The 13135-nt window shown below is 42.4% G+C and carries 10 protein-coding genes; 4 read left to right on the forward strand and 6 right to left on the reverse strand.

Going from position 1 to position 13135, the window contains the following annotated elements; translation table 11 throughout:
• Together PN499_RS25435 and PN499_RS25440 are read left to right on the forward strand one after the other, a co-directional pair.
• A partial coding sequence (locus PN499_RS25435; protein ID WP_272035790.1) for a transposase occupies positions 1-502 on the forward strand: 502 nt, incomplete at its 5' end.
• Positions 503-695: 193 nt separating this feature from the next.
• Positions 696-1091 carry a GGDEF domain-containing protein gene (locus PN499_RS25440; protein ID WP_272035842.1) on the forward strand — a complete coding sequence of 132 codons (396 nt, stop codon included), beginning with the start codon at positions 696-698 and terminating at the stop codon, positions 1089-1091.
• 148 nt (positions 1092-1239) lie between these two features.
• Here PN499_RS25440 and gcvP read toward each other — a convergent pair whose 3' ends face one another.
• Complete coding sequence (gcvP, locus tag PN499_RS25445) at positions 1240-4161, reverse strand: aminomethyl-transferring glycine dehydrogenase (protein WP_272035792.1); 2922 nt, start codon at positions 4159-4161, stop codon at positions 1240-1242.
• Between the two features lie 282 nt (positions 4162-4443).
• Here gcvP and PN499_RS25450 point away from each other — a divergent pair, with 282 nt between their 5' ends.
• The gene (locus PN499_RS25450) at positions 4444-6381 is read left to right on the forward strand and encodes a methyl-accepting chemotaxis protein (RefSeq protein WP_272035794.1); all 1938 of its coding nucleotides are present in this window, start codon (positions 4444-4446) and stop codon (positions 6379-6381) included.
• Between the two features lie 49 nt (positions 6382-6430).
• On the opposite strand, the gene gcvH is transcribed toward PN499_RS25450, so the two are convergent.
• The 3 genes from gcvH to PN499_RS25465 all read right to left on the reverse strand — a co-directional run bounded on the left by gcvH (position 6431) and on the right by PN499_RS25465 (position 10453).
• The gene (gcvH, locus tag PN499_RS25455; protein ID WP_272035796.1) at positions 6431-6820 is read right to left on the reverse strand and encodes a glycine cleavage system protein GcvH; all 390 of its coding nucleotides are present in this window, start codon (positions 6818-6820) and stop codon (positions 6431-6433) included.
• 192 nt (positions 6821-7012) lie between these two features.
• A complete protein-coding gene (gene gcvT, locus PN499_RS25460) occupies positions 7013-8182 on the reverse strand; it encodes a glycine cleavage system aminomethyltransferase GcvT (protein ID WP_465249974.1) in 1170 nt (389 codons plus the stop codon).
• Between the two features lie 204 nt (positions 8183-8386).
• Positions 8387-10453, reverse strand: coding sequence for a cation:proton antiporter (locus PN499_RS25465; RefSeq protein WP_272035798.1), 2067 nt, complete (start codon positions 10451-10453; stop codon positions 8387-8389).
• Positions 10454-10851: 398 nt separating this feature from the next.
• Between PN499_RS25465 and PN499_RS25470 the strand changes: the two genes are divergently transcribed.
• Positions 10852-11976 carry a THUMP domain-containing class I SAM-dependent RNA methyltransferase gene (locus PN499_RS25470; RefSeq protein WP_272035800.1) on the forward strand — a complete coding sequence of 375 codons (1125 nt, stop codon included), beginning with the start codon at positions 10852-10854 and terminating at the stop codon, positions 11974-11976.
• 36 nt (positions 11977-12012) lie between these two features.
• On the opposite strand, the gene hpxZ is transcribed toward PN499_RS25470, so the two are convergent.
• Entirely contained in the window at positions 12013-12399 is a 387-nt protein-coding gene (gene hpxZ, locus PN499_RS25475) for an oxalurate catabolism protein HpxZ (RefSeq protein ID WP_272035802.1), read from the reverse strand.
• Positions 12400-12545: 146 nt separating this feature from the next.
• Positions 12546-12965 carry a peptidylprolyl isomerase gene (locus PN499_RS25480; protein ID WP_272035804.1) on the reverse strand — a complete coding sequence of 140 codons (420 nt, stop codon included), beginning with the start codon at positions 12963-12965 and terminating at the stop codon, positions 12546-12548.
• Between the last annotated feature and the right edge of the window lie 170 nt (positions 12966-13135).

Genomic DNA, 13135 nt, shown 5'->3' on the forward strand with positions numbered 1-13135 from the left:
CAACGTTAAATTCTTAAACGAAACACAATTAGAAGATGGTTCATATTTGAGTTGGATTTACCCATCAGGCCAATTAAGGAAAAAAGGATTTAAACCCATACAGGTAAGAGTAATTGAGTACACAATTGAGAATTACGACCGCCCAGAAGCACAAATTAGATATCGTTTAATTACTAGCTTGTTGGACGCGGAAAATTTTCCTGCCCAGTTACTTGCCTGTGAATATCATCAACGTTGGGAAGTCGAGAATACAATTGATGAAATGAAAGTACATTTATTAGGACGAAAAACTCATATTCGTTCTCAAAAGCCAAAAGAAGTTGTGCAAGAAATTTATGGTTTACTACTAGGACATTGGGCTGTAAGGTCATTGATATTTAAAGCAGCAAGCAGTGCAGGTGTTTCACCATTGCGTCTTTCTTTTACTGGAACATTACGAGTTATTCGTCGTGCTCTGCCCAAATTCCAGCGGTTACAACCACAGGAACTTCCCTTTTTTTAAATTGGTTAACTTTGGAGATTCTCGATCAAGTTCTACCTAAAAGGGTTCAGAGAAACAACCCCAGAGTCGTGAAAAAACCTGTTTCAAAGTTTCGGTCTAAACAAGTTAAACACAGAGGTACTGGAATCATAATGACTCCTCCTGTTTTTATTGTTTTAAGCACTGCATAGCCTTAACTGAACCGTATTGCGATATAGACTGTTTTAAAGCTTATAATGACACTTACGGCCACCAAGCAGGTGATGCTTGTTTGCAACAAGTAGCCACTGCCATCCGCGATGCTTGCCGCGAAATTCCGCCGGAACGCCTCTATTTGGTAGCGAGATATGGAGGGGAAGAATTTGCAGTTATTCTGCCGAATACAGGGATTACGGATGCGATCGCAGTGGCAGAGGAAATCCGCCGTCGCATCCAGACTTTAGCAATTCCCCACCAGCAATCTTTTGTCTCGGAGTATATCACCCTCAGTTTAGGCGTAGCGAGTGCCGACGCTGCTGAGGCTTTGCCGGAAACTTTGATTGCTGCTGCTGACAAGGCCCTCTACGAGGCAAAATCTTTAGGTCGCGATCGCGTTGTGGCGAAGGAATAAAGAACAGGAAACAGGGAAAAAAGGAAAAAGCATGAGAATCTTAAATTTTTTATATCATAAACTACTGAAACCCACTTATTCTCTTCCCCTATTCCCCTATTCTCCTAGCCCTAGCCCTATATTCCCCTCTTCCCCTAGCCCCTAGCCCCTAGCTATAGGCCTCCATTGGCAAACAAGAACAGACAAAATTGCGATCGCCAAAGGCATTATCAATTCGTCCCACCGCCGGCCAGAATTTGTATTCTCGCGTCCAAGGCGCAGGATAAGCAGCTTCTTCGCGAGAATAAGGATGATTCCATTCAGATACCATTAGCGATTCTGCCGTATGCGGCGCATTTTTCAACAGGTTATTGGTAGCATCCATTTTACCATTTTCAATCTCCTCAATTTCCTTGCGAATCGCAATCATCGCCTCACAAAAACGGTCTAATTCCTCCTTGGATTCGCTTTCCGTCGGTTCCACCATCACCGTGCCCGCAACAGGCCAAGAAACAGTAGGCGCGTGAAAACCATAATCCATCAAACGCTTAGCAATATCTTCCACTTCAATACCAGCGGATTTTTTTAGCGATCGCAAATCCAAAATACACTCATGGGCCACAAAACCTGCCTTGCCTTTATACAAAACAGGATAGTAACTTTCTAACCGCCGCGCAATATAATTAGCATTCAGAATTGCCACCTTAGTTGCCTCAGTTAAACCCTCTCCACCCATCATCTGAATGTACATCCAAGAAATAGTCAAAATGCTAGCACTTCCCCAAGGCGCAGCCGAAACAGCCCCCATTGATTTTTGTTGACTGTTAACTGTTAACTGTTGACTGTTAAGAACAGAATTACTGGGTAAAAATTCTACCAAATGCGACATTACCCCAATTGGCCCCATGCCTGGGCCGCCGCCGCCGTGAGGAATGCAGAAAGTTTTATGCAAATTTAAGTGACAAACATCCGCCCCAAAATCTCCAGGCCGACACAAACCAACTTGGGCATTCATATTAGCCCCATCCATATAAACCTGTCCACCTTTACCGTGAACAATTTCGCAAATTTCCTGAATTTGTTCCTCAAAAACGCCGTGAGTCGATGGATATGTCACCATTAAAGCAGCAAGTTCGCCGCTATGTTTTTCCGCCTTATTCTGCAAGTCTTCAACATCAATATTGCCTTGGTCATCGCAAGCAACAGGCACAACTTTCATCCCTGCCATCACCGCACTTGCCGGATTTGTACCGTGTGCAGACTGGGGAATTAAACAAACATTACGATGACTTTCACCCCGACTTTCGTGGTATTGGCGAATTACCAATAAACCTGCATATTCACCTTGAGAACCTGCATTTGGCTGTAGAGAAATGCCACTAAAACCAGTGATTTCAGCTAGCCATTCTTCAAGTTGCTGGAAAAGAACTTGATAGCCTTGAGTTTGCGATAAAGGTGCAAAAGGGTGCAGCTTGCCAAACTCCGGCCAAGTCACTGGCAACATCTCCGAAGTTGCATTTAACTTCATCGTACAAGAACCCAAAGGAATCATCGATGTAGTTAGCGATAAATCCTTACTTTCCAGTCGGTGTAAATACCGCAAAAGTTCGGTTTCCGAGTGATAGCGGTTGAATACAGGATGAGTTAAATAACTGCTAGTACGGGCAAAAGGTTGATATTGCCTCAGCATTTCTTCGGTACGAAATCCAAACAAATCCAGGCTATGAGGATCGAAGCCTGCGAACACATACCAGAGATTTCTCAAATCTCCAACACTCGTAGTTTCATCAACAGAAATTCCGACAGTCTTTTCATCAAAAACTCGGAGATTAATTTGACGTGAATCAGCAGCTTCTATAATTTCTGCCAGCGACTTTTTTGAACCTAATTCAACGCGCAAAGTATCAAAAAAAGGTTCAGTGCCAATTTTATATCCTAAGCGTTCCAATCCAATTGCGAAAGTAGCAGTAAACCTGTGAACTCTCTCGGCAATTCTTTGCAATCCCTCCGGCCCATGATAGACAGCATACATACTAGCCATTACTGCTAACAAAACTTGGGCAGTACAAATATTGCTAGTAGCTTTATCGCGGCGGATATGTTGTTCGCGAGTTTGCAGTGCTAACCGTAAAGCTGGTTTCCCATTTACATCCTTAGAAACCCCCACAATTCGCCCCGGAACTTGCCGTTTAAACTCCTCTCGCGTGGCGAAATAAGCTGCATGAGGCCCCCCATATCCCATCGGTACTCCGAAGCGCTGAGTGCTACCTACGGCAATATCAGCGCCAAATTCACCGGGGGGTTTGAGCAGGCAAAGGCTTAAAATATCTGCGGCGACTGTTACTAAAGCACCGCGATTATGGGCTTGTTCGATGAAATTTTTATAATCATAAATTATGCCATCGGTAGCGGGATATTGTAGCAGCGCCCCAAAAATTTCTTTGTCAAATTCAAAGGTTTGATGGTCGCCAATAATAATATCAAAACCCAATGGTTGAGCGCGAGTTTGCACTACTTCAATAGTTTGGGGATGGCAATCTTTAGAAACAAAAAATGCTTTGGCTTTATTTTTACTGATGCCATAAGTCATAGTCATGGCTTCTGCCGCTGCTGTGCCTTCATCGAGTAAGGAAGCGTTAGCAATTTCCAATCCTGTGAGGTCAATAATCATGGTTTGGAAATTCAGCAAAGCTTCTAATCTACCTTGGGCAATTTCTGCCTGATAAGGCGTATAAGCTGTGTACCAACCTGGATTTTCGAGGATATTACGCTGAATTACTGGCGGCGTGATGCAGTCGTAATATCCCATGCCAATAAATGAGCGAAATACTTGATTTTTGGAGGCAATTTCTTTAAGTTGCGCGATCGCCCGATATTCGCTTGTGGCTGTGGGCAATTTTAGGGGTTGCTTGAGGCGGATCGCTTGGGGTACAGTTTTGTCAATGAGGCGATCGAGGGTGGGAGAACCCAAAACATCAAGCATAAGCTGGACTTCAGCAGCAGTAGGGCCAATATGCCGATTCACAAAGCCATCTGTAGAGGCAGGAGTTGGCTGCTGAGTGGACTTAATTTCAGGGCTATAGGGTGTCAAGGGTGATTCTCCAGAACTGAGTGCTTATTATTTTGTAACATTTTTCCAAATTATCAGGTATCGCGATCGCACTTTGGCAATTACAGGCTAAATCAATATTATCGATGGGGTTACTCTGTCCCAGAGAGTGCGATCGCTCTTCTCCACCTCAGCATTTTGCATTAGTAACATATTAACAGCAGGGGTTCGCTCCGCGAGAATACCTGTGCCCAAATTACCGCAGCCAGGGATTAAGGATGCTTTTGTGCTATCATTATTATTGTAAAAAAGAGCTAAAATTTTATGGAAACAACTTTAAAATTTCTAAAAATATCGCAATCGCAAAAGCTTTTACTGAGCGTATTCTCCTTTGCTGTACCGATTTTTATGTTGTTATATTTTACAGTTTCTGGCATTAACGATGATATAAATTTTGGGAGAGTGGAAATATTAGGGAATAGACTGCTCTCACCTTTAAACCAACTTTTAGTATTAGTCCCCAAAGAGCAGAGACTGGTAACTAACATCCCGCCCAAGAACAATTACAATTCAAATGATTTAAGTGTCACCAGTAATCTTATAGAAGAGAATCTAAAAAATCTAGAAAAAGAAACACAAGTTATCGGTGAAAATTTAAAAATAACTCCTTCATCGCTGAAAGCAGCCGGGAACCCAGAATTACTTCCTGCAACGATTACCGAAAATTGGAAAAGTTTACAAAACAGTAAAAATAGCCTAACTACAGAACAGTTAAGTCAACAATATAGCGATCTGACAAAACGTATAAGGGAACTAATCAATAGAGTTGGGGATACTTCAAATTTAATTTTAGATCCAGCACTCGATTCCTATTATTTGATGGATGTTGTCCTTGCAGGCCTTCCGCAAGCTCAACAAAGAGTAGGAGAAATTTTATTATATACCCAAGAATTAAGTTTATATAAACAGCTTACCTACGAACAAAAGGTAAAGCTAGAAATTTATGCTTCCTCACTACAAAACACCGATTTTGTGCGTATTCAGCAAGGAATTTCTAATTCTCTTCTCGCCGAGAATGAATTCTATCGTAAGCTGCCTTCATTACAAAATCTTCCACCTGTGCTTAAATATTATGAAACTGCTGTCAATAAATTTACCGAAAGTTTAATCCAGGTTGCTAGAACAGGTAGAGTAGAACTACTTGGAGCCAGTTTTTTTCAACAGGGAGAAGACGTAGTTATTCAAGGTTCGCAACTATGGACAGTGACCAGAAAAGAATTAGATAAGCTGCTTGAAAAACGGAGTAAATATTATGAAAATCTGCGCTTGATTTATCTGCTATCAAGTTTAGTTCCTCTGGCTACATCTTGCTTTTTTTTGTTCGCCATTTTTCAGCAAATCAACTTAAATTCTTTGCTCAAGCAAACCCAAGAATCAGGAATTCAGGTTTCTATATCAGCCACAGAATTGTTAGCAACAGCCAAAAAACAAGAGGTAGTTGTCACCCAACAGACAGAATTAATGCTGGAGGTGATTAAATCAGCTCAGGAAATTTCACAACTAATAGACAAGCTGGTACAAGAGATGGATAAGGTTGCTTCCCAGTCCACGAAAACAGCTAAATTTGCCAGCGATAGTCAATTAGATGTTATCCAGATGAAAGAGGTGATGCAAGAAATGGAAAATGCTTCCAAAAATATTTCTGTTAAGCTAAAAACCATCGATCAAAGAGCGGGAAATGTTGCACTTGTACTTAGTACAATTACCAAGGTAGCAGAGCAAACAAATTTTTTGTCTTTGAATGCTGCGATTGAAGCAGAGAAAGCAGGTGAATACGGACGAGGTTTCGCTATTATTGCTCGTGAAATTCGCCGTCTAGCAGATCAAACTGCTGTTTCTTCTATAGATATTGAACAAATAGTTCAGGAAATGCAATTAGCAGTCTCAGAAGGTGTGACAGAGATGAATAGCTTTATGGCAAAATTATTTCAAGGTGTTGATAATATTAATAAAATTAGTACGCAAACTGGTAAAATTATCGAGCAGGTACAAACTTTATCGCCTGAGTTTCAAAAAGTAAATGTTTCCATGAAAAATCAGTCTCAAAATGCACAAATAATCAGCGAGTCAATGAGTAGTTTTGCTCTGGGAATGAAGCAGATAAAAAACTCATTGGATCAGACTTTTTTGGCAATTGAGCAACTCAGCGAAGCAGCGATCGGTTTGCGAAACCAAGTGTCGAAATTTAAAGTAAATGATTGAAAAGATCGGACGCATAATTTTTGACGGGGCGATCGCCCCGTCAAGTGTCCTATTCTCCCTCTACCTGCTGGCGATACTCCTCGGCTGATAAAGCATCCTCTAAGTCATTAGCATCTTTAATGCGTACCTTCAACAGCCACCCTTCGCCATAAGGATCTTCAGCCAATTGTTCTGGAGCATTAACAATAGACTCATTACGTTCTATCACTGTACCCGTAACCGCAGAATAGAGTTCTTCCACAGCTTTAACTGACTCAACAGTTCCTAATCTTTCTCCTTTTTCCAAAGCGTCGCCAATTTCTGGCAACTCCAGAAACACGATATCGCCGAGTTGATCCACAGCAAAGGCACTGATGCCAAGGGTGGCAATTTCTCCTTCCAGCCGTACATATTCGTGACTGTCTAGGTACTTCAAGTCACTGGGATATTCAAAGTCCATATCAATTCCTCACGCCTCAAACAAAACTTTGCTCAGCCATACTAGAATGTTTTACCTTAATCTGCCAGAACTATCGCCAATGGATGCGATCGTTTTTTTTGCATAGGCTTTTGACCATAGGATATATTAAAAATTAAAAATGCAAAATTAAAAATGATAAACTTAATTTTTAATTTTTAACTTTTAATTTAACTAGAGTAACGGTTTATTTTCAGACCGATAAAACGGTCGTTTAACAACAACACCCGGATAATTTTTACCCCGAATTTCTACCTCTAACTGCTGACCGATCGCAGCTAGGGGAGTCGGAACATAAGCCAGCGCGATCGCCTTATTTAAAGTCGGAGATAATGTCCCGCTGGTAATTTCCCCCACGACTACACCCTCAGACAAAACTGGATAGCCGTGACGGGCGATATGTCTTCCCTCCATCTCTAAGCCTACCAAACGCTTCGCTACTCCCGTCGCCTTCTGCTGTTCCAGAACTTTGCGTCCAATAAAATAGCCCTTACTATCCAAATGAACTACCCAACTCAATCCAGCTTCTAAGGGGGTGGTAGTATCGTCAATGTCTTGGCTATAAAGGCACATAGCCGCTTCTAGGCGCAAGGTATCCCTAGCCCCTAACCCGCAAGGAACCACGCCCGTAGCTAGCAGATTTCGCCACAGTTCTTTCCCTGCGATCGCATCTAGCATCACCTCAAATCCATCCTCGCCAGTGTAGCCCGTTCTGGCAATAAAAGCAGGCTCACCGAGTACCGTTGCCTCTAAATGACCGAAAAACTTCACTCCTGCTAGATTTTCCTTGACAAATTGTTGCAGATGTGATGTAGCTTGCGGCCCCTGAACAGCGATCAACACTTTTTCCTTGGAGATGTCGATGAAACTAATCCCACTCAATTCTAAATGGGCCCCAATCCAAGCTTTATCCCTAGCACGAGTAGCAGCATTGACAATCATCACCCCTCGCTGTTCGCCAGTGGTAGGATCGGGGTCTTGATAATAAAAGATAATGTCATCTAATATACAGCCTTTGGCATTTAGCAAGACAGTATATTGAGCTTGACCGGGCTGCAAACGGCCCAGATCCGAAGGTACTAAAGTCTGGAGTTTTTCTATCAGGTTTTTACCTCTGAGGCCGAATTTCCCCATGTGGGAAATGTCAAACATTCCCGCACGCGATCGCACCGCCTGATGTTCGGTATTAATGCCGCTGTATTGCACAGCCATTTCCCAGCCGGAGAAGGGAACCATCCGGGCTTTGAGTTCTAAAGATAGATCGAACAGAGGAGTGCGAGCAAGAGAACTTGTCGCCTCTGGGCGCAAATTTTCAGCGTTACTGGGTTCAGTTGACTTTGCCACAGGTAGCCCCATCGTTGCAAGTTGATTCCTTCTGATTTTAATGGATGTAACTTCATTTATGAGCATGGTATAGATTCTGACCATATAGCAACCTTCTTGGCAGTTAAGACATTCTGAGTTTCACCAAACTCGCTGATTCTATTCCCTTCTTTCCCTAGCCCTGAGCATCCTAGCCCCTAACCGCTGAAAGCGGTTGCTATAAAACTAGATATTAGCCAGTCGATGTGGCTCTCCCAACATCACGATCGAACAGGTCAACTGTCCAAGCAACTGAGTTGTGACATCGCTGACTGCTAATCCCGCCGCCGTGCGGTTTCTAGTCGATCGCAACACCACCAAATCAGCAGCACCAGACGCAGTGACAATTTCCCTGACGACATCTACACCTCGCCTCACCTCAATCTTAACTTCCGCCTTACCTTCCACCCCTGATTTAGCAACCAAAAGCAATAATTGCGAGTGAATCCAAGCAATCCCAGAATCCTTAATTCCCCTGTTGCACAAATGCAGCACAGTGATTTGCACTTGAGAATCTCCTAGCGCTCTGGCAAACTGTATTAGCCGCACTGCTTCAGAGTTCAAGTTTTCCACCGGCACTAAAACGCGCTTAATTTTATTGGGTTCAACCAGCAAGCGCGTCACCGCCACTGGACAGTGAGCGGCCCACAGCACGCCGTCAATTACATTGCCAAACAAGCGAGCTCTCAGTCCCGTCCGTTTTCCCCAACCCATAACAATTAAATGCGCTTTTTGTTCGCGAGCAACACGGGCTATTGCTTGGGAAATATCATTATCAATTCTTAGGGTTGGCTGAGATTGGACACCCAGTTTGATTGCCATTTGTTGGGCTTTTTCCAGCAATGTTTCGCTGCGCTGCAAAGCCATTTCTAACTGCGGCGCATCCATATTTTGAGTGTGAGGTGCGGTAATTGCTAGCGGTACAATTTGACCGCTATTGCCATGAGCTAACAGAGCTGCCATCTCAATTAGATATCTTTCTGTATCGGGATTGTACACTGGTACAACTACCGTTAATGCAGGATTTTCGGCAGTATTTTCCCAATTTTTTGAGAAAGTTTCAGTTTCTAAGTTTTTCGAGGTAGTTGTTAGCCCGACAGCAACTCTACTGGTAACTATTGGCCCTAATGTTGCTGTTACTAACATTAGAACAATTACACTATTTAAAATGTCTTCAGTAAGCAGCCCAGCTCGGTAGCCCACCAAAGTCGCTGCCAAAGTTGCACCAACTTGAGGCAAAGATAACGACCACATAGTTAGAAATTCTTTAGTGTTGTAGCCGTAGATAAGTTTAGCTAAGTAGGCTGCTATCCCCTTACTACTAATTAAAGCCATAACAATCGTCAGGGGAATTGTTACAGAAACAATACTTTTTATAAAAGTTTGGACATCAATTAATAACCCCAAATCTACAAAAAATATCGGAACAAATAACACGCTACCTACGAAAACAACTTTATCTTTAACTGCACCTTCTCCTACAGCTTCATTAACAGCTAAACCAGCCAGAAATGCCCCAATAATTTTTTCCACACCAATGAGCTGAGCGCCTAATGATGCTAGAAAAACAGCTAGCAATACAAATAAAAATTGGTTGCCTTCTTGATCTCCAGTACGGCGGAAAAATTCTCTACCTGCCCAGTCAAAGCCAAAGATAACGACGGCTGTATAAATAGCTAAACTTACCAGCAGAGTGACAAAATTGATGGGAGAGAATTCTCCGGCATGAATAGCAACACAAACGGCTAATACCAACAATGCACCAATGTCTGTAAAAATGGTAGCACCGATTGTTACCATGACTGATTCATTGCTAGCTACTCCCAAGCGACTAACAATAGGATAGGCGAGTAAAGTGTGAGAAGCTAACAGCGAACCTATTAGAATTGAAGCATTCCAATCAAAACCAAAAATTCGACCGACAGCGGTTCCAGCAATCATGGGTACGGCGAAAGTTAAACTGCCAAAACCCATAGAACGATGTTTCTTTTTACGGAACTGCTCAATGTCTACTTCTAAACCTGCTACAAACATCAGGTAAAGTAAGCCGATATCTGATAGCAGCTTCATTGTGGGCATTTCTTTGTCAAGTAATTGTAGCCCGTTGGGGCCCAGGAGAACGCCCGCAGCTAGCAAACCAACTAATCCGGGAATCTTGAAGCGCTCAAAGATGATGGGCACACTCAAAATCACCAAAAGTAAAACGACAAAAGGAACAATGGGTTCTGAAAGAACTTCTGCAAAGTGTCCCATAATTAACTCAAGTTGGGGGTGAATGTGGGATTTGTTCAATTGTCAACGATCTGGAAACTTTTGACTACCCTCCGCTAGATATATAGTTAGGATTTGGATATAATAACGTATATGCACTCAATAGTCACAACTCAGGAGTAATAATTCAGGATAAAGTATAAATTGTTCTAAAATATCAGTTATTATGAGTTGCAGTTTCTAAATTCTGCTTGCATCACCAATTATAGAAGAAGGGACTAGGGGCTAGGGACTAGGGACTAGGGAAAGAGGGGAAGAGGGGGAGAAGGTGAGGATAATCAAGGTAAAAACGAGAGATTACCAATTACCAATTACCAATTACCAATTACCAATTACCAATTACCAATTACCAATTACCAATTACCAATTACCAATTACCAATGACTCAATATTTTGCTACTGTTGCTCGCGGTTTAGAACAACTTGCGGCTCAAGAATTAGAACGGCTTGGAGCTCAAGATGTTCGTCCTGATTTTACGGGGGTATATTTCGCTGGCGATCGCGCTTTACTTTATCGCGTGAATCTTTGGGCGAGGATGATTTTTAGAGTGCTGGTTCCGATAGCTGAGTTTCAATGTTATGACTCCGATATGCTCTACCGGGAAGTGCAAAAAATTGATTGGGAGGAATATCTGGACGCTGACAATACTCTAGCAGTTGACTGCACGGGGGGCAATCAAAAACTGAACCACACTCATTATACTGCTCTACAGGTAAAAAATTCAATTGCAGATCAACAACGAGGTAATTTTGGGAAGCGCTCTAATGTTGACACAAAAAATCCTGATTTACTGATTAATGTTCACATTCATAAAGACCGCTGTATTTTAAGCTTAGACAGTTCTGGTGGCAGTTTGCATCGGCGGGGATATCGTCCGGCTGTAGGTGCGGCTCCTCTGAAAGAAACTCTGGCGGCGGCTTTATTAGAGATGGCAGAATGGAATCCTAATTTACCTTTTTTAGACCCGATGTGCGGTTCTGGAACTCTGCCTTTAGAGGCTGGTTTAAAGGCTTTGAATATTGCACCCGGATTGTTTCGAGAAAAGTTTGGGTTTATGACTTGGCGAGATTTTGATGAAGCTCTTTGGGAGCAGTTATGGGAGGAAGCAGAAAATAGCGAATTGTCGGAGTTGAAGGCGGTAATTGGCGGTAGCGATCGCGATCCTGAAATTTTAACCCAAGCTCGCACCAATGCACAACAGGCTGGTCTTAAAGATAAGATTAAGTTTGCTCTAACGGAGTTGTCAGAATTGGAAGCACCAGCAGATAGCGGCGTACTGATTTGCAATCCTCCCTATGGCGAACGTCTGGGAGATGCTAGCGAATTGGCAGACCTTTATAAGCTGTTAGGTGATGTTTTTAAACAGCGTTTTAAGGGTTGGAATGCGTTTATTTTAACAGGGAATAAGGAGTTAGGTAAAAAAGTTGGACTCAAGACAGCGCGGCGGATTCATGTTTATAATGGAACGTTAGAATGTACTTTACTCAAGTACGAACTTTATTAAAATCAAGACGAAGCGGAACTCATTTCATTTTAATTTCTAAAGTGGCAACAAAGAAACGTGAGCAGAAACTATTTTCCAACCTTGAGGAAATTTACGCCACATCTGACTCTGCCGACCTTCCCGCACAATACCATCAATGATGCGGCGAAATTCCAGAGTTACAGCGGCCATATCTGCATCGAAAGTAACAACTTTGAGATTAAACATTTCACGTTCTAAATTCAAAGGCGATCTGCCTTTGCGAAAAGCTCTAATTTGATCGCTACCATAAAGGTTTTCAGTCACGCCAAAACGCACAACATCTGGTGAATCCCAGAACAGTTCACTGAGAGTTTCAATATCATTAGTACAAAGGGCTTTTTCATATTTGAGATAAAGTTCCGTTAACTCAGACACTAAAATAGAATCATTAATTTTAGTCATAAGAAGAAGGAAGAAGGAAGAAGGAAGAAGGAAAAGGGGAGATGAGGAGACTCTTCCCCCAATTGGCAATTAGCAATTAGCAATTAGCCATTAGCCATTACCAATTACCAATTACCAATTACCAATTACCAATTACCAGTTAACAGTTAGCGCTCAATTTTGACAGAAATAATCTTGTCGCCTTGACGGATAGCATTGACTACATCCATATCTTCAGTTTTGCCAAAAGTCGTATGGACTCCATCTAAATGAGATTGAGGAGAGTGGCAAATAAAGAATTGACTACCGCCAGTATCGCGACCTGCATGGGCCATTGATAAAGTCCCTGCCAGGTGTTTGTTGCTGTTAATTTCGCACTTGATTTTGTAGCCAGGGCCGCCTGTTCCAGTGCCTTGAGGACAACCTCCTTGAATCATAAAATTAGGGATGACTCGGTGGAACTTCAGGCCGTCATAAAAACCTTTTTCAGCCAAGTCTACAAAATTCTTCACCGTATTCGGTGCATCCTGGTCAAACATATCCAAATGGATAGTGCCTTTGTCCGTTTCCATGATAGCGCGAGTCATGATTTTTTTTGCTCCTGAGAATCAGTGTTCCGTAATCACAAGCCTGAGCGAATCTAGAGAGATTCAAAAAGGATTCGTCAAATTGCGGCTCCCAGATTCTAACATAAGTAGAGGGTACAGAGAAGAGAGCAGAGGTCAAAAGGATTTAGTTACGTTACTAGCAATTGCGT

It is taken from the genome of Kamptonema animale CS-326 (assembly GCF_028330895.1).
In the GTDB taxonomy this organism is placed as follows: Bacteria; Cyanobacteriota; Cyanobacteriia; order Cyanobacteriales; family Microcoleaceae; genus Kamptonema; species Kamptonema formosum.

Coding starts and splice junctions, on each gene's coding strand:
- PN499_RS25480 (WP_272035804.1), bottom strand. CDS start 12,965: ATGACTCGCGCTATCATGGAAACGGACAAAGGCACTATCCATTTGGAT.
- hpxZ (WP_272035802.1), bottom strand. CDS start 12,399: ATGACTAAAATTAATGATTCTATTTTAGTGTCTGAGTTAACGGAACTT.
- gcvH (WP_272035796.1), bottom strand. CDS start 6,820: ATGGACTTTGAATATCCCAGTGACTTGAAGTACCTAGACAGTCACGAA.
- PN499_RS25465 (WP_272035798.1), bottom strand. CDS start 10,453: ATGGGACACTTTGCAGAAGTTCTTTCAGAACCCATTGTTCCTTTTGTC.
- PN499_RS25450 (WP_272035794.1), top strand. CDS start 4,444: ATGGAAACAACTTTAAAATTTCTAAAAATATCGCAATCGCAAAAGCTT.
- PN499_RS25470 (WP_272035800.1), top strand. CDS start 10,852: ATGACTCAATATTTTGCTACTGTTGCTCGCGGTTTAGAACAACTTGCG.